The sequence below is a fragment of the Rosenbergiella collisarenosi genome (assembly GCF_018494085.1).
GTDB lineage: Bacteria > Pseudomonadota > Gammaproteobacteria > Enterobacterales > Enterobacteriaceae > Rosenbergiella > Rosenbergiella collisarenosi.
Window position 1 is genome coordinate 1 of sequence record NZ_JABBFP010000007.1, and the last position, 22,660, is coordinate 22,660.

A 22,660-nucleotide genomic window follows, 5' to 3' on the forward strand; every position below is an offset into this window, starting at 1 on the left:
GCTGCGTATCGTGCTTTGCCGTGTCAGTGGATGCGCATTATAGGGAGTTCCGCTGAGAGCGCAAGGGATTATTTAAAAAAATTACTCGTTCGATTCTTTTCTAATCGAACCACTCAAATAGCCAGCGATTTGCTCTTTTTATCGGCAATTTTTCGACTAAATTCCCGTACTTTATCCCATTGGGTGTATTCCACTTCTTTACTCTTGTCGGTTTCTCCTCCGGTCATCTTCATAATGAGGCCAATCATAAAACGATCAAACCACCGATAACGGGGGTAACGCAGCGCACCCGCAAAGACGACTACCTCATCGGGCGCCCATGGTGAGCTGCTTAGAAACTTCTGCGTGTAGACGTTGGTTTCGGGGGATGCTTTCTCTGGCTTACGCGCGGTGAGGTTGACCGAGTAAAAAGCTGAGACACGTTGAGCCAACTCTTGAGTGTGAGCATTGACGAATTCGGCCAACTGCGGCGCGAAACGCCCATAACGAATAGAGGCACCAATAATCACTTTATCGTAAAGCGACCAGTCGATAACTGGCGAGGCGCTTAAATCGTAGAGATCGACCTGTTGCGGAACCATCTCCAGTTGGATTGCTTGCGCAATTTTATGAGTCTGGCCATCACGGGTTGAGTAGAGAAGCAGTGTTTTCATTCAGATACCTATTGACGCCAAAAAGTGGGTGTGAAAAGAACCAGTAAAGTAAAGACCTCTAAACGACCGAAGAGCATTGTGGAGATCAGTATCCATTTCGCCGTATCGTTCATAGAGGCAAAGTTGTCTGCGACGACCCCTAAGCCTGGGCCTAGGTTATTCAAGGTAGCCGCGACCGCGGCGAAAGCTGAGAAATTATCTACCCCCGTCGCAATGATCGCCATCATACTTACCAAGAAGACTAGTGCGTATGCCGAGAAGAATCCCCACACCGCCTCAATGATACGTTCAGGGAGAGGACGATCGCCTAATTTAATCGTATACACCGCGTTAGGATGTACTAGGCGTTTCAGTTCTCGGTTCCCCTGCTTAAAGAGTAATAGAATACGAATTACTTTTAATCCTCCCCCCGTTGAACCGGCACAGCCTCCAATAAAGGCAGTACATAATAGAAGGACGGGGAGAAATAGCGGCCAATGGGCGATACTGTCGGAGGTAAATCCTGCCGTTGTGGCCATTGATACGACCTGGAAAAAAGCTTGGTCGAGCGTCGCCCAGAAACCTTGGTAGACGTGGTGCGTCATTAAGATCAGGGTAGCGACGATAACTAAGCTTAATTGTACGCCGATGAAGACGCGGAATTCTGGGTCACGCCAATAGACCTTCAAGCTACGTCCAGAGAGTAAAGAGAAGTGTAGACCGTAATTACACCCTGAAATTAACAGGAAGATAGCGATGATAGTGTTGATCAATGGGCTATTAAAATAACCGACACTCGAGTCATGAGTGGAAAATCCACCAATCGAGATGGTTGAAAAACTATGCCCAATCGCATCGAAGAGCGGCATACCCGCAAACCACAGCGCCAAGGCGCACGCTACGGTCAATAATACATAGATGAGCCACAACGTCTTAGCGGTCTCAGCAATACGCGGGCGCATTTTATTATCTTTAAGCGGTCCCGGCATCTCAGCGCGATAGAGCTGCATCCCCCCCACCCCTAATATTGGTAGGATTGCCACGGCGAGAACGATGATCCCCATCCCTCCTAACCATTGCAGCATTTGCCGATAGAAAAGAATCGCTTTCGGTAGTGTATCTAAACCAATCAGCGTGGTGGCACCGGTAGTGGTGAGACCTGAAAAAGATTCGAAAAAGGCATCAGTCACCGAGAGGTGTGGACGTTCGGCAAACATAAAGGGTAATGCCCCGACGCTACCTAGTACTATCCAGAATAGTACAACGATAAAAAAACCCTCTCGGGGTTTTAGCTCACGGCGATGTTTACGATTAGGCCACCATAATAGCGAACCTATCACTAATGCCGTCAGAAAGGTCTGGCTGAATGCCCTTCCTGCCCCATCTCGATAGATCAATGCGACGAGACCCGGCAACATCATGGTGCCAGAGAAAATAATAATTAAAAGACCTACAATACGGGTAAGGGCTCGGAATTGCATGCTGCCTGTCCTATTCGACCTGATTCAGGATTATCTATTGCTGCTGTAAATGTAGTTCACCGCGACTGAACTGACTAAGTGCTTCATTGCACTCTGCCAGGTACCGCTCAGGTAGAGCGATAACGGCAGTGACCCGTTCGGTGAAGTGAGTATCAAGGATATCGCCTTGGAAACGCTGAACGATACGTTCAACCTCTGCCAGCTGTGCATAATGGCAGTCAAGTCGATAAGACTGTTTTGGGATCTTAAGTTGGCGTTCAAGTTGAGTGAGCGCTAGCTGCACCCCTCCCCCATAAGCCTTTACTAGCCCGCCGGTTCCGAGCATCACGCCACCATAGTAGCGCACAACTACTGCGGTTACCTCACCCAGCCCACTGCCCATCAATTGTGCCAACATAGGCTTCCCTGCCGTTCCCGAAGGCTCACCATCATCAGAGAATCCTAACTGTTGTGAGTCATTCGGGGCACCCGCAACAAAGGCCCAGCAGTGATGGCGAGCCATTGGGTGTTGCTCACGCAGAGTTTGTACGGCCAGCTTCGCCGCCGCAGTCCCCTCAGTGTGTACAATATAAGTGAGGAAACGACTTTTTTTTATCGTCTCTTCTACGAGGAGTTGTGGCTGTGCAGGGATCGGGTAACTGTGCATTAGGGTAGCTGCAGATCCCGGGTCATGTTTTCAATATGTTCAGCCCAAATGATGACATTATCCTCAATACGGATCCCGCCATAACCTTTCAGCTCTTCAATCGCGTTCCAATTAAAGTGCTGACTATAAGCACTGTTGCGCCAAGGTGCGAGGAGTGACTCAATAAAGTATAATCCCGGTTCAATCGTCAGCACCATACGCGGCTCAATAACGCGCGTACAACGTAGCCAAGGATATTCCGCGGGCGCGGCGAGATGAGTCCCTTGATCGTCCTGCATAAACCCGGCGACATCGTGGACTTGTAATCCCAGTGAATGACCGACACCGTGCGGCATAAAGATAGAAGTGATGTTCTCGCTGACTAAAGCGTCCTCACTAATTCCTTTCATAATCCCGGTTTCACAAAGAATCGAGGCGATACGCTGATTCATTTGTCGATGATAGTCGCTGTAGCGCTCCCCCACTTTTAAAGAAGCAATAAGCGCCAATTCATGCTGGTTCACCGCCTCCACTAATTCTGCATATAACGTTGTAGGGGACGCCGCATAAGAACGGGTGAGATCTGCGGCATAGCCATTAAATTCACTGCCTGCATCGAGCAGGAAACTTCGCGGCGTTAGCGGACGATCATGGTCCAGATGGGTATAGTGCAGCACCGAAGCATGTTCATTAAGCGCGACGATATTACCATACGGCACATTGGTATCTCGTTGTCCTGTCGCCGCAAGATAGTGATTATTAATCTCGAATTCGCTCGCGCCCGCAAAGAAACTGTCCCGTGCTGCTAAGTGCCCCTTCACAGCACTGCGCTGCGCTTCTCGCATGCAGTACAGCTCGTAATCGGTTTTAAAACTACGGTAGTAATGGAGGTAGTTAAGAATATCCTGCGGATTATGCTGCGCGGCAGGAATACCCAGCTCAATGGCTCGTTGCGTAGCAGAGCCGAGATAAGCCACATTACTCCGCTGACTCGGTAGCAGTGATGCAATATCGTTGGCTTGTTTAAGCGCAACCACATCGAATTCACGACTCCAATAAGTATCCGGGAGTGGATCGACTTTATGCCAGTAGTCGGTAGGCGAATAGAAATAGAGGGTGGGACGCGTCCGACCGTCAACCCAAAGCCAGCAGTTGGCTGTCTCAGTAATCGGTAGCCAAGCTTTAAATAAGGGATTCACTTTAAAGGGGTAAGCATGGTCATCTTGGAACGCGGTAATAAGCTCTCCAGAATGAATTAATAATGCATCGCGCTGAGATCGCGCCAAGATAATACGCGCGTGGTCAATCAAACTATCAAGATGAGCGCGATAGAGTGCCGGTAACGAATTCATTCTGCCTTCTCCAAACGGTTCAAAATCAACGCTTATGGTAGCACAGCTTTTTACTGGATTGCGCAAAGGCGACTTTTGTCTGAAGCTGGTCGCTGATACCTCGTACTTCTTATTGTGGCTATGAAACAAAGAAGCCGATAAACAGGTATCGGCTTCTTTGTTTTTTATCTACTCTCTGACGCGGTTACCTCGTTAAAGGAAAGCGAAAGCATCGCCATAAATATTCTCTACTTTCGCCCCCGCTTCAGCACAGAAACGTTCACGCGCTATTTTCGCCATTTCAAAACGACCCGCGATATAGATATCGTGCTCCGCGAGCGAGACGTGGTCGTTGAGTACCGCAGGGAGTACGGTGCCCGTACGCCCTGGCCATTGACTATCAGGCTGTTCAACGACCGGAATAATTTTTAGCGTAGGATGACGCACCGCTAACGCCTCCAGTTCAGTGAGGTCGTAGAGGTGATGAGGTTCGCGCCCCCCCCAATACAGCTCAATTTCACGTTCGGGGTTTTCGGCTAGCGCTGTCAATAAAATCGAACGGGCATAAGAGAACCCCGTGCCTCCGGCAATCAGGATTATCGGGCGATCGCCCCCTTCACGTAACCACGCATTACCGTGTGGCATATCGACTTGGATCGTCTTCTGTTGGCGGATCTTGTCCATCACAGCCATAGCATAGAGATTCATATCGGAGGCGCCGATGTGTAACTCGATGATATCTTTCTCCATCGGTGTTGAGGCTACCGAGAAGGGTCGTTTATCTTGTTCATCCATGACTACCATTAAGTATTGGCCAGCATGGAAGGTAAATTCGGTTTCAGGAACAATCCTGACGCGGTAAACGGTCTCAGTGATAGCTTCTACAGAAATTACATTACAGCTTAAAATAGTCATTCGTTACCTCTGTCAGGCGTAGACAAGTTTATTGATGAGTTGGCTTATCGTTCGATGAGAAGATAGCGAGATCATCCCAGAGGGCATCGATGCGCGCCGTCACCTGTGGATCTTTCACAATCGGACGTCCCCACTCGCGATCGGTCTCGCCCGGCCATTTATTCGTTGCATCCATTCCCATTTTCGACCCTAAACCTGAAACAGGTGAGGCAAAATCAAGATAATCGATCGGCGTATTTTCAACCAATACGGTATCGCGCGCAGGATCCATACGCGTTGTAATCGCCCAAATTACATCGTTCCAATCGCGCGCGTTCACATCATCATCACAGACTATAACGAATTTGGTGTACATGAATTGCCGTAAGAAAGACCAGACGCCAAACATAACGCGCTTTGCATGGCCTGCATACTGTTTCTTGATGGTGACTACCGCTAAACGATACGAACACCCTTCTGGAGGAAGATAAAAATCGACGATCTCTGGGAATTGCTTAATCAGAATAGGAACTAACACCTCATTCAGGGCAACACCCAGGACTGCAGGTTCATCCGGCGGACGACCGGTATAGGTCGAATGGTAAATGGGCTTATCTCGGTGAGTCACATGTGTCACGGTAAAGACTGGGAAATCATCGACTTCATTATAATAGCCCGTGTGGTCGCCATAAGGACCTTCCGGTGCGAGATCGCCAGGTTCGATATAGCCTTCTAGCACAATCTCGGCACTTGCTGGCACTTCTAGATCCGAGGACAAGCATTTAACGACTTCCGTTTTGTTACCGCGCAATAGCCCAGCAAAAGCGTACTCGGATAACCCATCTGGCACCGGAGTAACTGCGCCTAGGATCGTCGCAGGATCTGCGCCCAAGGCGACACTTACCGGAAAGCGTTCTCCGGGATGAGCTTTACACCACTCTTGAAAATCGAGTGCGCCACCACGATGGGACAACCAGCGCATGATGAGCCTATTTTTACCGATAACTTGTAGGCGATAGATACCCAGATTCTGCCGCTCTTTATGCGGGCCTCTGGTCACCACTAGCCCCCAAGTTATCAGTGGTGCCGCATCCTCTGGCCAACAGCGCATTACGGGGATCTTACCCAGATCGACGCTATCGCCTTGATCTACGTGATGTTGGCACGGCGCAGAGCGTAACCGTTTAGTCGGCATGTTGAGGACATTTTTGAAACGCGGCAGTTTGTCGAACAGATCGCGAAAGCCACGAGGTGGCTCAGGCTCTTTTAAAAAAGCGAGAAGCTCACCGACTTCACGTAATGCGCTGACTTCTTCACGCCCCATTCCTAACGCGACGCGTTTCGGCGTACCAAAGAGGTTGCACAGTACAGGCATGTCGTAACCCTTCGGGTTTTCAAACAACAATGCCGGCCCACCCGCTCGTAACGTCCGATCGGCAATTTCAGTCATTTCAAGATTAGGATCGATCGGTAATGTAATACGTTTTAATTCGCCGATCGCTTCTAGCTGCTGAATAAAGTCTCTTAAATCCTGATATTTCATAAGGGGTGATATCTACGATTATTATTAGCAATACTGCCATTATATGTGTGAATAGCGGCTGGCGCTGAGATTTATTTAGTTAATTCCAGAATTAACCGAGGTATTCAGAACTCAACAATTAAGTAAACTATACCAATAAATAGTGGTTTGTTATCATGCGCGATTATCTTTGGAGAGACTATGGCTGGCTGGTACTTACTGTATTGCAAACGTGGGCAGATCGCTCGAGCACAAGAACACTTGCAGAGGCAAAACGTTACTTGCTTCGTACCCCTGATCGAGACTGAAAAGTTAGTACGCGCGAAAGTTAAACGCGTTGCAGAGCCCCTATTCCCGAACTATCTCTTTTTAAAGTTCGATCCGGAAATCATCCACACGACCACTATTAGCGCCACACGCGGAGTTAGCCATTTTGTTCGCTTCGGTTCAACCTTAGCACGCGTTCCCGAACAAGTCGTGACTGCACTGCAAAACAGCCCCGCGATACCTGAACACTCTCCGGCATTGCTGCAGGTAGGCGAGAGCGTCGTGATTACCGAAGGTATTTTCGAGGGGATGAGCGCTATCTACCAAGAGACTGATGGTGAAACACGCTCAATTTTACTGCTCAACTTATTGAACAAGACTGTTGCGCGCAGCATCGAAAACGATGCATTTAGCAAAGCCTCATCACAACCCGCTCAACCCGAATAAACGACGGGCATTACTATCAGTTTGTACCGCTAAGGTTTGTGCATCCTCGCCCCGCCACATCGCGACTTGCTGAACAATATGCGGAAGGTAGCAAGGCTCATTACGCCGTGATGGCGGTCGTGGTCGCATGTCGCGAGGTAATAGATAAGGTGCATCAGTTTCAAGTAACAATCTGTCGGCAGGGATCGTAGGGAGTAACTCGCGAACCCCTAATCCCCGGCGCTCATCGCATACCCATCCTGTAATACCAATCATTAGTCCGTGAGATAGATAGTCCTCGAGCTCTCGTTGCGTGCCCGTAAAACAATGCACCACTGCGGCAGGAAGTTTGGGTAACCACGGGGTAAGGATAGCCATAAAACGGTCATGGGCTTCACGGCAGTGGAGAAAAACCGGCATTGATAATTCAGCGGCAAGTTCAAGCTGCGCGTTAAAGGCATATTCCTGCTGTTCTGGGGCCGATATATTCCGGTTGTAGTCCAGACCGCACTCGCCGATAGCCACAACCTGCGGCTGATTGACAAGACGACGCAAGGTACTCGCCGTTTCTTGGGACCATTCACTGGCATGATGCGGATGCACACCGGCAGTGGACCAACAATAGCCTGGGTGTTGTGCAGCAAGGAATTGTGCTTGCTGGCTTTCTAATGCATTCGTTCCGGTAATAAGGATGCCGGTAATTCCCGATTGTTGAGCACGGGAGACGATTTGTTTTCGATCTTTCGCAAACTGTGTACTTGTAAGGTTAACACCAATATCAAACATCTTATTTTCCAACGCGAGGCCACTCGATAGTGGCCTGGTTCAACGTTGTTCCGCAGTGTATTCCGCAGAACCTGAGAGCGGGACCTCAGGATTCGCTATCCTGCTCCTTATCCCAACGTCCTTTTCCTACATAATAACGAGAGAAGAATACGCCGACTTCGAATAGGCAGTACATCGGAATAGCGAGTAAAGTTTGAGAAAAAACGTCAGGAGGTGTTAACAGCATCCCTACCACGAATGCCCCAACTAGAATATAGGGGCGTTTCTTACGCAAATCATCAGGGGTAGTCAGGCCAGTCCAGCAGAGTAGGACGATGGCAATTGGTACCTCAAAAGCCACGCCAAACGCCATGAAAATCGCCATTACGAAATCGAGATAGTTACTGATATCCGTCGCGATTTGTACGCCTTGAGGTGCTGTTTTAGCAAAAAAACCGAAAGCGAGTGGAAATACGATGAAGTAAGCAAATGCCACACCAACGTAAAAAAGTAAGCTACTTGAGAAGAGCAGTGGCATGACGAGCTTACGTTCATGGCGATAGAGCGCAGGGGCAATAAATGCCCAAACCTGATACAGGATCACCGGTACGGCTAAAAATACTGAGACGATAATCGTCAGCTTAATCGGCGTAAAAAACGGCGAGGCAACATCCGTTGCGATCATGCTCGCGCCTACCGGCATTTGCTTGATCAGGGGTGCGGCAATCATTTGATAGATATCGTTAGCAAAGTAGATCAAGGCTAAAAAAATGATCAGCACAGCAATAATACAGTTAAGTAGTCGCTTACGTAGTTCGATTAAATGACTAATTAGCGGTTGAGTATCTTCGACTTCCATTAACTTTTATCTTCACGAGTAGAGGGGTTGGTTTCATCGGTGACCCGCTGAGGCACTTCAGCAACAGGTTCTGACCTTTTAGCCTGCGCCGCCTTTTCGTCTTCAGGAGTCACCAAACGTGAGGTCTGTGTAACTGGCTTATCGACTACGCTAGGCTGAGAAGTTGGTACTGGCTTACCGCTATCCGTTGTTGCGGCGTGGGACGCAAGATCCTCGTCGCGCTCGGTCTCGATAGACTCGTGGTAGCTGCGTTTTACTGATTCTGCCGTTTTACGTAGCTCTTCTATCGACTCTTTGAGTTCGGGCGAAAGCGCGCCTTTACCCGCCTCTTCGACTTTTTTTACGCTATCTTGCAGCTCTTGAAGCTTGAGTTCTTGCGCAAGCTCGTGCTGAACATTCGCCGCCAAAGAACGGATAGCTCGGATCCACCCCACCACCGTTTTAACGGCAACGGGAAGCCGTTCAGGACCAAGCACGACAAGTCCTATCACGAAAACTAAGAGTAATTCGCTAAATCCAATATCAAACACGATTTATACCTGATCTTTATCTTTGTGCTTAACTTCAGGTTGCGAAGTCTGTTCAGATTCAGAGAGGGATTTTGGTGAAAAATCGGCATCCTGATCTTTTTTCGCGTCGTCGTCACTCATTGCTTTTTTAAAGCCTTTGATCGATGACCCTAAATCTGACCCTAAGTTACGTAACTTTTTGGTACCGAAAAATAGGATGACGATAACGGCAATGATGAGGAGTTTGGTAATACTAATCCCGGCCATAGTAACCTCAGAATGATAATAGCTTGTTAATTAAAATCAATCATACCAGATGTCGGGCATCAATACTTTGCCCGGCAATCAGTCTTTACGTAGTTTTTCGCCAACCCGCTAGCCAACTCACCACTGCGCCAACAAGTAGCCCACCAGACATCCATTTGAGTTCTGGGTGCACCAGCATTACTGCCGTGCTACTGAGTAAACATATCGCCCCCATTCCCCATAAATAACGTACTTGGGTATGCCGGTTATGTTGTTGGTTGACCTGCTCGGCCAGCCTATCAACGCTATGTTTCAGTAATTTATGATGATGGAGAGTGTCGAACACGAGCTCTGGAAGTTCTGGTAGTCGCTCAGCCCACATTGGCGCTTTAGTTTTCACTGTACGCCATAATGCAGGAAGTCCCACTTGATCCTTGATCCACTCCTCAAGAAAAGGCTTTGCTGTTTTCCAAAGATCCAGTTGTGGGTAAAGTTGACGGCCAATACCTTCGATATAGAGCAAGGTTTTTTGCAATAGAACGAGCTGCGGCTGCACTTCCATATTGAAACGACGTGCCGTATTAAATAAGTTAAGTAATACGTGACCAAAGGAAATCTCTGCCAAGGGTTTCTCAAAGATCGGCTCGCAGACAGTTCGGATGGAAAACTCGAAATCCTCTACATTCGTATCAGGCGGTACCCAGCCAGAATCGACGTGTAGCTCAGCCACGCGACGATAGTCACGATTGAAGAACGCGATAAAGTTTTCCGCTAAATAGCGCTTATCGTTTTTATTTAATGAACCAACAATTCCGCAGTCGATGGCAATATATTGCGGATCGTCAGGATGGTCATGACTAACGAAAATATTACCGGGATGCATATCCGCGTGGAAAAAACTATCGCGAAAGACCTGCGTAAAAAAGACTTGTACTCCTCGCTCAGCGAGAAGTTGCATATTAATTCCGCGTTCGATTAGGGTCTGAGTATCGGAGATTGGAATCCCATAAATACGCTCCATAACCAGCATGGTTTCACTACCGTAGTCAGAGTAGACCTCTGGAACATACAGTAGGTTATTCCCCTCAAAATTACGGCGCAGTTGAATCGCGTTGGCTCCTTCGCGCAATAGATTCAGCTCATCGATCAGCGTTTTTTCATAATCTTTGACGACTTCGAGAGGACGTAAACGGCGACCATCCGGCAAGATCCTCGGCAACCAGCTCGCCAAGCGATACACTAACCGCATATCGGCTTTGATGACCGGTAAGATATCGGGACGGATAACCTTTATTACAATGTGCTTCTGATTCTCTTTCAAGATAGCGGTATGCACTTGGGCGATTGACGCCGACGCTAATGGGTTGATATCGAAGTCATCGAAGTACTGTTCTACTGGACCACCTAACGACTTTTCGATTTGGGCCTTGGCACGAACACCATCGAAAGGGGGAACACGGTCCTGAAGAGAAGCTAATTGGTCGGCGATTTCCGGCGGGAACAAGTCGCGTCGCGTCGAGAGCATCTGTCCGAGTTTAATCCACACTGGGCCTAGCTGTTCGAGCGCAAGACGAAGGCGTAACCCTACCGCTTTATCTTGATGCTTATTGGGTATCCAAAAAAATCCCCTACGCCATAATCTCAGTGGGAGTGTCAAACGAGTCCGTGGGATGAGCTCGTCTAATCCGTAAGTTAAAAACACGCGAATAATAAAATAAAGACGGCGCAATTCACCAAACGTCATAGTGACTCCAATTTCGATAAACGTTCTTCTAGTGCAGTATGCTGCCGCTCGACAGCCTGAACTTCTTCACAAAACCACGCTTGTTCAAGAGCACCCGGTACCACTCGCCACTCCTCAATAAGCGTGTCACTCACTTGCGATTGTCGCCGAATGAAGGTGCGCTGTAGAAAGTTAGTGATGTTTTTACCTGTCTGCGCGACAGAGTGCGCCAATAAATCACCGACCCACGGGGCGAGGTATTCCGCAGGATCAAATTCTGCTAAGTCGATAAGTGTCGAAAATAGCTGAATGACCTGCAGATCACCTTCGACCTCAACCTGACCACTTTTAATTAGGGTCGTCAGGTTTTTGCGGTCCTGAAGCTTAGGAAGCACCTGAACACTCAGAGAAACCGTACAATCACTGTCCGACGTGATTGTACTTAACACATCTATTTGCTGTTCGCTGAAATGCAGCACAATTGGCTGACTAAGTTCACGAATAACAAACGTCAGTACTTTTCCCTTTAAGCGCTGTCGAGTACTTTTAGCCCCACGATCCTGCCAGAGCGTGCGATTAAGTCCTTGCTCAAGTAGCGCGGTGATCATTGGCATGGTTGGCATTAAAATTTATACCCACGATGTAGCGCGACAATCCCGCCAGTAAGGTTGTAATAAGTGCTATTTTCGAACCCGACGTCTTCCATCATCTGCTTTAAGGTTTCTTGATCAGGATGCATGCGAATCGACTCAGCAAGATAGCGATAACTCTCTGCATCATTGGCGACCAGTTGCCCGATACGTGGCAGAATATGGAAAGAGTATGCATCGTAGACTTTACTTAAGGGTTCTAATAGAGGCTTAGAAAACTCTAGAACTAGCAGGCGACCACCCGGTTTTAAGACACGAAACATCGAGGCTAGGGCTTTATCTTTGTCGGTAACGTTTCTTAAACCAAATGAGATGGTAATACAGTCGAAGTAGTTATCAGGAAAAGGCAGCGCTTCTGCATTAGCTTGCACATAACTGACATTCCCTGCAACGCCGAGATTGCGGAGTTTTTCACGACCCATTTTCAACATTGAGCTATTGATGTCCGCGAGGACCACCTCGCCCGTCTCCCCTACCAACCGAGAAAACTTAGCGGTTAAGTCGCCGGTTCCGCCGGCAAGGTCGAGCACACGTTGACCACGACGCACGCCGCTGCAGTCGATCGTAAAGCGTTTCCAAATGCGGTGGATACCCATCGACATTAAGTCATTCATTAGGTCATATTTTGCCGCAACGGAATGGAATACATCGGCTACTTTGCCGGCCTTTTCATCTTTAGCAACTGTCTGGAAGCCAAAGTGGGTAGTATCCTTGGAATTATCTGCCATCTGTATTTACCTGCTTAGTCAATGCGTCTGTATCAAGTGTATCAGAGTCCGGCTCATCTGACATGGCTTGTTCGGTTAATTGCTTATCGATGGGGCGTTTCACTTCAACCCCTAATTGGCGGAAGGCCTCTGTTTGCGCCAACATATTTCCGCGCCCGTGAGTCAGCTTTTTCATCGCCTGATGATAACTAAATTGGGCCTTATCTAACGTGCCGCCTAACGCCGTCATATCTTCGACGAATAGACGCATTTTATCGTAGAGTTTTGCCGCACGATCTGCGATTTTTTGTGCATTCTGGCTTTGGTGTTCGTAGCGCCACAAATTATTAATGGTGCGTAAGGCGACCAGCAGTGTCGTCGGACTGACCAACATAATATTATGAGAGAGCGCTTCGTTGATCAGTTCCGGTTCACGGTCAAGCGCCAACAGAAAAGCAGGTTCAACGGGAATAAACATTAGGACATAATCGAGGCTTCGCAAGCCGGGTAACCCCTGGTAGTCCTTTCGTCCAAGTCCACGGATATGTTGACGTACAGCCAAGATATGCTCTTGAGCGGCTTGTTTGCGCACGGTGTCGTCCGTAGCATTAAAGTAACGCTCGTAGGCGACCAAGGTCATTTTCGCATCGATTACGACGTCTTTTCCTTGAGGTAAGCGCACAATAATGTCCGGTTGATAACGCCGTTGCTCGTTTTGGATATTGACTTGCGTATGATATTCGTAGCCCTCACGTAATCCAGAAGCCTCTAACACCCGCGCTAAGACAACCTCTCCCCAGTTACCCTGGATTTTGTTGTCGCCTTTTAGGGCGTTGGTAAGATTAAGCGCCTCTTGAGCCATCTGACTATTCAATTGTTGTAACTGTTTTATTTCGTGGGTAAGCGTATGTCTCTCACGTGCTTCTTGGCTAAAACTATCGCTGACGTGGCGTCGAAAACCCTCCAACTGGTCACGTAAAGGCGTCAATAAACCATGAAGGCTTTGCTTATTTTGCTCATCTACACGGCGGTGAGTCTGCTCAAAAATACGGCTCGCTAAGTTTTCAAATTGAGTGGTAAGACGCTTTTCACTATCGGTTAAGAGTTGATGTTTCTCTTCCATCGCCCGTTGTGACTCTTGCCAACGCGTCGTAACTTCACGTAGCTCTGCTTCTTGCGTACGGTTAAGTTCAAATTGATGACGTAATTCTTGGTTAAGCTGTTCTGTTTGCTGACGCCAATAGTCGAGCTGCTGAAGCTTTTCTTGTGCCGCCGCAGCCTTTGCTTGCCACTCACTTTGCCGCAACTGTAACTGTTGAAGCTGTTGCTGTGCGACAGCGCCGCGCTGCTCGCTGTGCTGAAAATTTTCGAGAAGGTGCGTGTATTCCACCTCTTTTACGGCATTAGAACGTCCTAAACGTAAAACGGCAATTATCCACCCCAGTACTATGCCACTCAGTACCAAGGCGACATCTATGACACTTTGAAAATCCAAGATAACCCTCGTAATTTCTGTAGGCTTTAGCGAGAACTAAAAGCGAGTTTTGCAGCAAACAACACAAATACTCCTGCTGTGACGCGATTCATCCAGCGAATAATTTTCGGTTGCTGTAGATAGCCGGAGGCTTTAGCGGCTAGGTTAATCAATACACAAGACCATAGCGTGCCGATCAAGACGTGGATCGACACGAGGAGGAACGTCCAGATTACAGGTGAGTGGCCTGCAGGGATAAATTGCGGAAGAAAACTCACATAGAATATACCGATTTTAGGGTTTAAAACATTTCCTAAGCACCCGCGCAGAAACCAATTCGTGGACTTGGCGGAATGAGCTGTCGATGCGTTCAATGTAAGGGGTTGCGGACGTGCAAGTAGCAATTGGATAGCTAACCAGAGTAGATAGGCGGCACCGATCCATTTTAAACAGTCGTAGGCAACCTGTGAAGCGGCGAGTAGCGCGCCTAGCCCAAAGGCGACAACAGTTCCCCACAAATAACATCCTGCATTGATACCCAGGGCTGCGTTAAAGCCATTTTTGCGGCCTTCGGCAATTGAAGTACGTAAAATGAGCGCGGTATCGAGCCCAGGCGTTAAGGTTAGAAGCATTGCCGCAAGGCTAAACGCTAAGAGTGTCGCTATCACTTTTTACCTTCAGGTTAAAGAGGCTAATAGCAACACTATACGTTTTCTAGTTAATAAAGCGAGAGCGGTTTATAACAACCGACGGGCGGCCTCAACCACGATGCGCACGGCCATACTTTCTGTATTCTGCATCGTGCTTTCGTCTGGGATCTCTTGCTGGGTACGATTAACGATTACCCCGGCGATCATCCCCGCCCGTAATCCTTGGCTAGCACACTGGGTAAACAATGTCGCGGATTCCATTTCATAGTTAAGGACGCCCATCAGTTGCCACTCTTGTAGACTCCCCTGAAACGCACTCACGACACGACCTGAATAGGTGTCGTAACGTTCCTGACCTGAATAGAACGTATCGGAAGACGCAGTGATCCCAACATGGGTCGATGCCCCTAGTGCTTTTGCCGCTTCAACCAGCGCAGTGGTACAAGCAAAATCGGCGACGGCTGGGAATTCGATCGGCGCGAAATGACGACTTGCCCCATCTAAACGCACCGCGCCCGTGGTGACAAGAACGTCGCCAACCTGTATTTCCGGTTGAATAGCACCGGTGGTACCGATACGCAAAAATGTACGAATCCCCAATTGCGCCAGCTCTTCAACAGCGATAGAAGTAGAAGGTCCGCCGATCCCCGTGGAACAGACAATAACCGTCTGCCCATCGATTTCGGCACGCCATGAAGTGAATTCACGATGTGAAGCCAGTGGCTGCGGATTATCCATCAGCTCAGCAATTTTACGGACTCGCTCCGGTGCACCCGGGACAATGGCTAAGGTCGCCCCTTGTAAATCGGCCTGCGTTAAACCAAGGTGAAATACTTCTGCTTTCGACATACTGCCCTCGCTTATACTGAGAATTATAGGAACCTATCTTAAGCTACCCTAGCCGAAGGCCAACATCTGTTGCCAGAAAAATCGATTACGTTCTCAAAATTAGTCATCAACCACTCCTGCATACACCATTAATCGCGTAACGTTGTCTCGGTTAAAACACGTCGAGCACCCGCAAAATGCTGCTGCCAGAAGGGAGCATCGAGCTGGCTTATACGAATGGCGAGTCCGGTACGTGGTGCCTCAATAAATTGTTGGTTACCGAGGTAGACGCCAACGTGATCCGGCGTATTTTGCCGATGGATAGTAAAGAAAATAAGATCGCCACGACGCAGCCGCCCAGCGGTAACCACCGACATCCGTTTATCGTTGAAAAGCGTACTCGCCGTCCGTGGCAGGGGCCAATTAACATAGTGACGGAACGCAAACCAGACCAAGCCACTGCAATCAAAGCCTTGATTCGGGGTTTGCCCGCCCCAGCGGTATGGTAGGCCAATCTGGGCCTGCAATGTCTCGATGACTTTCTCAAGCGTGGCCAGTAATTGGGGCGAGCCGGTTTCGCGTACTAACTCATCAGGCGACAAAAGTGCCCAGCTTAACTCATGACTTCCTGGAATAATCCCTCTATTCAGCAACGCGAGCGAGGCTTGTCGCTGGTGTTTCTTAACGGTAGCCGCGAGGGATAAAGAGGTACTCTTTGTTGGGAGTTCCCGGTGCGGTACCTGCTGCCATAATCGTAAGCGATTATGCTCACGTTGAAGCTTAGTGCTGGGGGTGTCACTCTTCGCTGTGGCATTGACTCCCTGAGCAGAGAGTGACAGTAACAAACATAGAGCGACAACTTTCTTCTGCACGCTGTTCCCCGCTCTACATCAAGTTATTGGTTAGCCGCAGAGGCGAGTACTGAGTGGGTGGCAGGCGTTGAAAAGGTCTTCTCCCATGCAGATAATCCTTGCGCTGAGAGCAAGATAAATTCAATACGTCGATTAATCGCGTTAGTCGGCTGCTGTTGGTCAAGAAGTTTCTGATCCGCCACCCCCGAAATCTGTACAACCTTATCGCTTTCAAAGCCTGCATGCAGCAGCACTTGTCGCGCGGCTTGCGCACGATTAACCGACAGGCTCCAGTTATCATAAAACGGGTTTTGTTGGTAAGGCGTCGCATCCGTATGGCCAATAATCATCAGATGCGAACCGCTCTGCTTTAAGGCTGGAACAAGACTCGATAAAAGTTGCTGAAAGTAAGGCGTCATTTTGCTGCTGCCTCGTTCGAACATCATACGGTGTTGATCGTCATTCACCACAACTCTAATCCCTTGGGCCAATCGTTCGATACGCATATTACTTTGTGCCTGCTTGCCGACCATCAGGTTTTGTAACGCGCTCTGTAATTTCTTTTGGTCGGCGTCGGTCGCTTCACCTGTTGGATTTTTACCGTTATGAGCCGTCGAGGCATCGGTTTGAGTGATACCCGATGTGCTTCCGACGACGCTCGGCGTTACTTCGGGGGCGCTTGATGGCAACGGACCATGAGCAGCAAAAGAAATTAGACTATAGGAGTGACTGTCAAAAATAGACTGGTTATTTAAGGTATACATGATGGCCTTACGATCTTTCTCTGAGACCTGGCCCATGATCCACATCACCATAAATAGCGACATAAGTGCGAGCATGAAATCAGCAAAAGCGACCTTCCATGCTCCGCCATGTCCCCCGGTATGCGCACGCCGCGAACTACGCTTGATAATAGTCGTATGGCCCTTTTGACGTCCACTCATCCTGCGGAGGCTTCCTGACGTGCATCGACCCAACTTTCAAGTTGAGTAAACGAAGGCTTATTCTCGACGGGTAGCATCTTCCGACCCGCATCAACGGCAAGTAGCGGCGGTTTTCCGGCAACTTGGTTAACCATGATGGTGCGCAAGCACTCGAACGAAGTCATCTTTTTCTTTACCAATTGTTCCATTGCATTCGCTAAGGGGTCGATGAGACAGTAACTGATAAATACCCCGAGGAATGTGCCGATTAACGCCGCTGCCACTTTCACGCCGATCACGGCAATAGTGCCATCAATAGACTGCATGGTAATAACAATCCCTAGCACCGCTGCGCAAATGCCAAACCCTGGCATGGCCTCACCCACACGTTGTAAGGAACGTGAAGCCTGAAGGAGGTTCTCTTCTACCGAGTTAAGCTCTTGTTCTAACAATCCCTCCAGCTCATGCTCGTTAATTTTACCCATCGCCATCATACGAAAATTATCGGCGATGAAGGTACAGAGTTCGGCATCGCTGGCAACTAATGGATAACGCTGAAATAACTCACTGTCGCTAGGATTCTCAATATGATTATCGAGGCTTCTTAGGCCGCCATTCTGGACACTGTCTAAGAGTTCATACATTAACATCAAGAGTTGCTGGGAATATTCGCCGTTGTAGCGTGTTTTACGCATGACCTCTTTGAGCTGTGCAAGGATCTGTTTCAATACTGTCCCCGCATTCGCTAAGACTAACGTCCCGATGCCACATCCTAGAATAATAACAATTTCTCCCGGCTGCCAAAATGCGACTAAGCGCCCGCCTGAGTGAAGGTATCCCCAGATTAAACAGATAAATACAATCAGGATCCCGCCTATCTTTAACATACTGACTCACTTTTTTTTATATGATCGACTAATTTATCGTTTAATCGCTTATTTAACTGACAAACACGGGCCTCGCTCACCTCGAGGACCAAAGCGATTTCTTTTAGGTTCATCTCATGGTGGTAATAGAGCGTAAGGATCAGCTGTTCCCTAGGGTCGAGAATAGCTATCGCCTGCGTCAGTTGCTGTTGTCTCGCATAAAAGCGCTCTGGGTTGTCACGATGAGTCCCAAACTGCGCCTCACCCTCGCCTTCCATAACCGCATCAAGACTCTCGACACTCGCCAGATAGCTGTTTTGTAGGTAGTCATGGTAAGTCTGTGCATCGATCCCTAATCGCTGTTGTAAGTCACCGAGTTCAGGCTCCCGGCCCAGCTGCTGGGTTATCTGCTGAATATGTTGCGACAGCTGATGCGTTTTTTGGCGAACGCCCCGCGGTCGCCAATCCGCTTGCCGTAATTCATCCAAAATCGCGCCACGGATACGGTATTTTGCATAGCCTGGAAATTCCGCATCCGGTACCCCATAGCGTCGTAACGCCGTTAATAAACCGATCAATGCAATCTGCTGTAAGTCGTGGCTATCAATCACTGTATTAGCCTGAAAACTTAGCTGGCGTAAGATTCGATTTACTAAGGGAAGGTACTGTTGAATATAAGTCGCCTCCTGCTCTGCACTAAGCGGGGCGGCTTGCATATATTCAGTGGCTGACATGGCGTCCACTTATTGAAAAACCATTTTGCTAATCATAATGTCGTCAAAAGGGACGGTTTGCAGGCCGAGCTGGCTTGCCGCCTCTTGATAGCGCTTCAATAATTGGTCGTGTAACGTCTGAGTCGTGCGCGTGCGTACGTCATCAAAAGGTTGGTTATTCAGTAGAGCGACCGTCGCACTGCGTACCGCCGGCTCAAAAGCCTCGGCTTGTGTCGATTGTTCTTCCCCTCTCACTACCAGTACCACATCTAATAACAGATAACGGGGACGATTTTCCTCGGCCTGTAGGGTGATAACTAAGTCTTTCACTTCGACAAAACTGGCCTGCGCAGGCGTGCTGGCAAACCATCCGCTAGTACTTGGTGAACTTTTTTTAGCGTCACCGTGTGGGGTCAGTAACCACCAGCTTGCTCCCCCGATTATGATGAGGAGGAGGACTACCGATAGAATAATTAAAGTTTTTTTCATGACGTACTCTTATAGCGTAATTAAGATTGAGTGGTCGGTCGCCGATGCCTCTGTATCGGAGAAGGCAAAGTGGTTTACCAAAGGTAACTCGGGATTATCAGGCTGCGCAGCTTGACGGCGCTGCTGATGGCCTTGAGAAGAGACATCGACCTCTACCTGGCCGCCTTGGCTAAGCGTTAAACTCTCTTTTAAGTCATTCGCCGTTTGGTGTAATAACTGCTGTGTCTCAGGCGTATCTGCGCTGATATGAAGCTGTAGAGAACCGTTATTAATATGGATGTTGACAGTTAGCGCACCAAGCTCTGCTGGGTGTAGGTGTAATTCAGCACTTTGTAGCTGTTGTGTAAGCTGCCAGGTAACATGTCCATTCAATGCGCTGACCAACGGCTGTGCATAGCCGCGCTGGTCATGCTCAAGGCTCAGCGACAGAGTAGGCGCTAGCGGCTGGCTAGCTTTTAGCGTAGCGTCAACGCTCGCTAAAGAAGGTGTCGTCACTAGCATCGAGGGTTGCTCCTGCAGCCCCGGATCAATCATGGCCGGCGGGTCAAGCGTTATTACGCTGGTGGTTTGGTTAGTCTCTGCCTGCCCCCTCGCTCCAGAAGCAGAGTCGTAAAGGCTTACCAACGGAGGGTCTAAAGGTGGGATGAAGGAGAGTAGGTTAACCAATGCCTGCCCATCAGTATCCTCGCGTTGTCTTTTCTCTACCGATTTGCTAGCGCCCTGTGCGACAGGCTCTTGTTGTCCGGTAGCCGTGACTCGAGTTTGTATAGGCATCATTGTTCCCGGCAGAACAAATAGCGGTACGGCTTGCCCCTCCCCTACGGATTGAGGCAATACATGATTAATCGGCAGCGGCTTGCTATCACCTTGATAAGCAAACTGGGCTTGAAAGCTATCGATTAACGGTTGCGCATCTGCAGCGGTTAATCGCGACGGTTCAGGCGGTGAGGGCTGGCTTGACGTTGTAGGTGCCGCATCGCTGTTCTCTAGCTGAAAAGGAGTCGCCACTGGCTCGTCGGTCGCCGATGTTGAGCCGAATTGACCCGATAGCGTGACTCGAGTCACAGACGGTATCGATAGGCTTAGCGGCAACGTTGTCATACCGCTACCCCGAAAAACTCTCTGCATCGCCGAAGCTGGCATAAGCCGCCATTGCCTCGCGCTCACACAGGGTTTTCTGAATTTTCAGCCACAGACTATCGGCGTGCTGTTGGCACTCTGCTAGCCCAGCTTGGTAACACTCCCGTATCTGCAGGCGATGGTGTTCAGATAGCTCGGGCCCACGTAATGCAAACGTTAGCTGCTGGTTCGCAAGAATAAGCTTATCCCAGTCTTGCAGGCGTATTGCCTCGCTCACCGCAGAAAGTAACTGTTCAAAGCGCTGCTCATCGACCATCCTATACCGCCATCTCACGCCAGCCGGCTTCGATTTCGGTCAATAAGCGTTCGACTTCAGTGACTTTATCTACCGACAGTTGATGACTCGCCTCATACAGGCAACGTACCGCGTAGTCATAAAGACTCGCTAGGTTAGCGGCTAGCTCCCCCCCCTGCTCTATGTTTAACGCGCTACTTAAGGCATTAAGAATATCGATACAGCGATTAACACTGTGAGCCTTTTGTTCGTAGCGTTTCGCCTGAATATGGCTTTTCGCCCGGACCAATTCGTCCATTAATCCCTCAAACATGATCAGTACTAACTGATGTGGGGTAGCGGTGGCGACTTGGCGCTCTAAATCGGCAGAGTGGTAGTCGTAACCATCAAGATTATCATTACTGTACATAGTCGGGTTCATTAACCTAATAAGCTGCTTAAGGTATTGTTCATATCCTGCATCGCACTTTTTAATTTCGTAAACTGCGTTAGATAGCGGTTATAAGCATCGTTGTAGCGGGTGGTGATTTTGCTTTGACGGTCGGTAACATCGCTCTGTTGGCGATCTAACACCTCTTGTCGATTTTGCAGTACGCCATGGCTACTGCTCAGATAATTATTCATCGATTTATCAATCGTTGAGAGCAGCCCTTGGCTATTAAAAAATTGATTAATCGATTGTGGATTTTTCCCCAATTGCGTTTTCAGGGTGTCGCTGTTCAGTGTCAGTTTACCGTCTTTATCGGAGGTCAAGCCAAAGCGTGTCATATCGAAGCCATTCGCCGTTGTGCGGATCACGCTGTTTAACTCAGTATTCAGCGAGGAGACTAACCCATCGTTGCCGCCAGTGGCCGACCCTTGCGTATCCAGCACTGAGCGTAAACTGTTATACGCATCAACGAAGCTCTGAAGGTTTTTCTGGGTGCCGCTGGTATCTGTACCGACCGTCAGGGTTAATGGGGTATCTGCCGCGGTAACGGTTTGTAAATTGATGGTAACCCCTTCAATCAAGGAATCTAACTTATTAGAGCTGCTGCTGAACGCCAGAGAGCCAATACTCACTTTCGCATCCTTCGCCGCAGAAATCTCTACGCCTTGGTTCAGTGCCGTCGCAGTTTGGCTGTCCAACTGGCTGGTCGTTAAGGCCAAGGCGTTGGTAACACCGCTTTCGTCGCTACTCAACATCAGCTGGACTTTACCGTCGGTTTTAATTAACGAGGCAGTGACGCCGGGGTTACCCGTCGCTTGGTTGACGGCGCCTGCTAAGTCCGCCAATGAGCTGAGCTTGCTCATATCGATCGAGATGCTTTTATCTTGGATAGCTAAGGTCAACGACCCCGTCGCCTGTTTGACCATATCATCAGTCAAACCGGTATAAGCCGTCTGCTGGGCCGAGGCGAGCTGGCTGACGCTGAGTGAATAGGTCCCGCGACTGGCTTGCGAAGTGGTCGTCGCTGTCGCCACCGTCGATTGACTTAGGGTGGCAGAGTTGACCAACATCCCTTGCGTCGAACTATTTAGGCTAGCTAGACTGCTACGAAAGGTAGTGAGGGACGTTTTTAATTTGTTGAGGTTATTGCTCTGCGTAGTCAGTGAGCTTTGCTGTTTGGTGGCTGCACTTTGCGACGCTTGAATATCATATCCGGCCATTTGCGTCGCGAGGGTTTGCGGATCAAGAGAACTGATATCGGTCATGGTGGTTATACCCGCTTGTAAGACTCATCAACATGCCGTGGCATCGGCTTCACAAGCCTCTGATAAGCAACAATCGTGCCAACTTATCAAGCGCCGCATTATGGTTGATAAGAAACGACAAAGCGGAAGAGGATCTTCCGCTTTATTGATGAAGAGGAA

Annotated in this window: 26 protein-coding genes; 1 reads left to right on the plus strand and 25 read right to left on the minus strand. The window is 49.0% G+C overall.

Going from position 1 to position 22,660, the window contains the following annotated elements:
- Positions 1-113: 113 nt before the first annotated feature.
- The 6 genes from hemG to ubiD all read right to left on the minus strand — a co-directional run bounded on the left by hemG (position 114) and on the right by ubiD (position 6,506).
- Positions 114-653 carry a menaquinone-dependent protoporphyrinogen IX dehydrogenase gene (gene hemG / locus HGT70_RS11260; protein ID WP_071432430.1) on the minus strand — a complete coding sequence of 180 codons (540 nt, stop codon included), beginning with the start codon at positions 651-653 and terminating at the stop codon, positions 114-116.
- An 8-nt stretch (positions 654-661) separates the two neighbouring features.
- Positions 662-2,113 (minus strand): Trk system potassium transporter TrkH, encoded by a 1,452-nt coding sequence (gene trkH / locus HGT70_RS11265; RefSeq protein ID WP_071432433.1) that lies wholly within the window; start codon positions 2,111-2,113, stop codon positions 662-664.
- Between the two features lie 34 nt (positions 2,114-2,147).
- Positions 2,148-2,759 carry an IMPACT family protein gene (locus HGT70_RS11270; protein WP_214195886.1) on the minus strand — a complete coding sequence of 204 codons (612 nt, stop codon included), beginning with the start codon at positions 2,757-2,759 and terminating at the stop codon, positions 2,148-2,150.
- Entirely contained in the window at positions 2,759-4,090 is a 1,332-nt protein-coding gene (gene pepQ / locus HGT70_RS11275) for a Xaa-Pro dipeptidase (protein WP_214195887.1), read from the minus strand. The genes HGT70_RS11270 and pepQ overlap by 1 nt, the downstream gene beginning before the upstream one ends.
- 192 nt (positions 4,091-4,282) lie before the next feature.
- Entirely contained in the window at positions 4,283-4,984 is a 702-nt protein-coding gene (gene fre, locus HGT70_RS11280; RefSeq protein ID WP_214195888.1) for an NAD(P)H-flavin reductase, read from the minus strand.
- A gap of 28 nt (positions 4,985-5,012) precedes the next feature.
- Complete coding sequence (gene ubiD / locus HGT70_RS11285; protein ID WP_071432440.1) at positions 5,013-6,506, minus strand: 4-hydroxy-3-polyprenylbenzoate decarboxylase; 1,494 nt, start codon at positions 6,504-6,506, stop codon at positions 5,013-5,015.
- A gap of 180 nt (positions 6,507-6,686) precedes the next feature.
- Here ubiD and rfaH point away from each other — a divergent pair, with 180 nt between their 5' ends.
- Positions 6,687-7,199: a transcription/translation regulatory transformer protein RfaH gene (gene rfaH, locus HGT70_RS11290; protein WP_214195889.1), complete on the plus strand. Its 513-nt coding sequence runs from the start codon at positions 6,687-6,689 to the stop codon at positions 7,197-7,199.
- Here the strand turns inward: rfaH and tatD are convergent.
- From tatD to fliD, 19 genes are all read right to left on the minus strand, one after another.
- On the minus strand, positions 7,176-7,964 hold the full coding sequence (tatD, locus tag HGT70_RS11295; RefSeq protein WP_071432444.1) for a 3'-5' ssDNA/RNA exonuclease TatD: 789 nt from the start codon (positions 7,962-7,964) through the stop codon (positions 7,176-7,178). The two genes, rfaH and tatD, sit on opposite strands and share 24 nt — an antisense overlap.
- 85 nt (positions 7,965-8,049) lie before the next feature.
- Positions 8,050-8,802 (minus strand): Sec-independent protein translocase subunit TatC, encoded by a 753-nt coding sequence (gene tatC, locus HGT70_RS11300; protein ID WP_071432446.1) that lies wholly within the window; start codon positions 8,800-8,802, stop codon positions 8,050-8,052.
- Positions 8,802-9,332, minus strand: coding sequence for a Sec-independent protein translocase protein TatB (tatB, locus tag HGT70_RS11305; RefSeq protein WP_071432448.1), 531 nt, complete (start codon positions 9,330-9,332; stop codon positions 8,802-8,804). Before tatB ends, tatC begins: the two co-directional genes overlap by 1 nt.
- A gap of 3 nt (positions 9,333-9,335) precedes the next feature.
- Complete coding sequence (gene tatE / locus HGT70_RS11310; RefSeq protein WP_071432450.1) at positions 9,336-9,578, minus strand: twin-arginine translocase subunit TatE; 243 nt, start codon at positions 9,576-9,578, stop codon at positions 9,336-9,338.
- 85 nt (positions 9,579-9,663) lie between these two features.
- Positions 9,664-11,301 (minus strand): ubiquinone biosynthesis regulatory protein kinase UbiB, encoded by a 1,638-nt coding sequence (ubiB, locus tag HGT70_RS11315; protein ID WP_071432452.1) that lies wholly within the window; start codon positions 11,299-11,301, stop codon positions 9,664-9,666.
- Positions 11,298-11,903, minus strand: a complete 606-nt coding sequence (gene ubiJ, locus HGT70_RS11320) for a ubiquinone biosynthesis protein UbiJ (protein ID WP_071432454.1) — start codon at positions 11,901-11,903, stop codon at positions 11,298-11,300. The genes ubiB and ubiJ overlap by 4 nt, the downstream gene beginning before the upstream one ends.
- Positions 11,903-12,658, minus strand: coding sequence for a bifunctional demethylmenaquinone methyltransferase/2-methoxy-6-polyprenyl-1,4-benzoquinol methylase UbiE (gene ubiE / locus HGT70_RS11325; protein ID WP_071432456.1), 756 nt, complete (start codon positions 12,656-12,658; stop codon positions 11,903-11,905). The genes ubiJ and ubiE overlap by 1 nt, the downstream gene beginning before the upstream one ends.
- On the minus strand, positions 12,648-14,132 hold the full coding sequence (rmuC, locus tag HGT70_RS11330) for a DNA recombination protein RmuC (RefSeq protein ID WP_214195890.1): 1,485 nt from the start codon (positions 14,130-14,132) through the stop codon (positions 12,648-12,650). Before rmuC ends, ubiE begins: the two co-directional genes overlap by 11 nt.
- 26 nt (positions 14,133-14,158) lie before the next feature.
- The gene (locus tag HGT70_RS11335; protein ID WP_214195997.1) at positions 14,159-14,743 is read right to left on the minus strand and encodes a LysE family translocator; all 585 of its coding nucleotides are present in this window, start codon (positions 14,741-14,743) and stop codon (positions 14,159-14,161) included.
- 105 nt (positions 14,744-14,848) lie between these two features.
- A complete protein-coding gene (gene udp / locus HGT70_RS11340) occupies positions 14,849-15,610 on the minus strand; it encodes a uridine phosphorylase (protein ID WP_071432460.1) in 762 nt (253 codons plus the stop codon).
- 128 nt (positions 15,611-15,738) lie between these two features.
- Positions 15,739-16,461, minus strand: coding sequence for a C40 family peptidase (locus tag HGT70_RS16785; protein WP_214195891.1), 723 nt, complete (start codon positions 16,459-16,461; stop codon positions 15,739-15,741).
- 23 nt (positions 16,462-16,484) lie between these two features.
- On the minus strand, positions 16,485-17,384 hold the full coding sequence (locus tag HGT70_RS11350) for a flagellar motor protein MotB (RefSeq protein WP_214195892.1): 900 nt from the start codon (positions 17,382-17,384) through the stop codon (positions 16,485-16,487).
- Positions 17,381-18,250, minus strand: coding sequence for a flagellar motor stator protein MotA (motA, locus tag HGT70_RS11355; RefSeq protein WP_071432467.1), 870 nt, complete (start codon positions 18,248-18,250; stop codon positions 17,381-17,383). Before motA ends, HGT70_RS11350 begins: the two co-directional genes overlap by 4 nt.
- A complete protein-coding gene (locus tag HGT70_RS11360; protein ID WP_214195893.1) occupies positions 18,244-18,963 on the minus strand; it encodes a FliA/WhiG family RNA polymerase sigma factor in 720 nt (239 codons plus the stop codon). The genes motA and HGT70_RS11360 overlap by 7 nt, the downstream gene beginning before the upstream one ends.
- Positions 18,964-18,972: 9 nt before the next feature.
- A complete protein-coding gene (locus HGT70_RS11365; RefSeq protein WP_214195894.1) occupies positions 18,973-19,431 on the minus strand; it encodes a flagellar basal body-associated FliL family protein in 459 nt (152 codons plus the stop codon).
- 9 nt (positions 19,432-19,440) lie between these two features.
- A complete protein-coding gene (locus tag HGT70_RS11370) occupies positions 19,441-20,532 on the minus strand; it encodes a flagellar hook-length control protein FliK (protein ID WP_071432473.1) in 1,092 nt (363 codons plus the stop codon).
- 4 nt (positions 20,533-20,536) lie between these two features.
- Positions 20,537-20,827, minus strand: coding sequence for a hypothetical protein (locus HGT70_RS11375; protein WP_071432475.1), 291 nt, complete (start codon positions 20,825-20,827; stop codon positions 20,537-20,539).
- Between the two features lies 1 nt (position 20,828).
- The gene (fliS, locus tag HGT70_RS11380) at positions 20,829-21,215 is read right to left on the minus strand and encodes a flagellar export chaperone FliS (RefSeq protein WP_214195895.1); all 387 of its coding nucleotides are present in this window, start codon (positions 21,213-21,215) and stop codon (positions 20,829-20,831) included.
- An 11-nt stretch (positions 21,216-21,226) separates the two neighbouring features.
- Positions 21,227-22,501: a flagellar filament capping protein FliD gene (fliD, locus tag HGT70_RS11385; RefSeq protein ID WP_214195896.1), complete on the minus strand. Its 1,275-nt coding sequence runs from the start codon at positions 22,499-22,501 to the stop codon at positions 21,227-21,229.
- Between the last annotated feature and the right edge of the window lie 159 nt (positions 22,502-22,660).